This window comes from Romboutsia sp. 13368 (assembly GCF_018336475.1).
GTDB lineage: Bacteria > Bacillota > Clostridia > Peptostreptococcales > Peptostreptococcaceae > Romboutsia.
In genome coordinates this window covers 1,092,073-1,092,335 of sequence record NZ_CP048741.1, presented here as the reverse complement: position 1 = coordinate 1,092,335, position 263 = coordinate 1,092,073, and the positions used below count along the sequence as shown (strand labels likewise).

Annotated in this window: 1 protein-coding gene; it reads right to left on the bottom strand. The window is 24.9% G+C overall.

Features of this window, described 5'->3' with window-relative positions:
- On the bottom strand, positions 1-263 hold a 263-nt coding region (locus G3997_RS04435), incomplete at both ends, for a type I restriction endonuclease (protein WP_296648722.1).

Genomic DNA, 263 nt, shown 5'->3' with positions numbered 1-263 from the left:
ATTGGTATACCATTKATGTATATTATTACATCTGGTATTTTTTTATTGCCATCTTCCACTATTTCTAATTGATTTACTACTAAAAAGTCGTTATTTTCTATATTGTCATAATCAATTAGTTTTATAGTGTAGTACTTTGTTTCTCCATTTATAAAGTCTGTTACTTCCACTCCTTCTGTAAGGTATTTATGGAATAGTTTATTATTTGTAAATACGTCATTAGTTTCAAAASTACGTATTTTTCTTATAGCTTCTTTTATTGA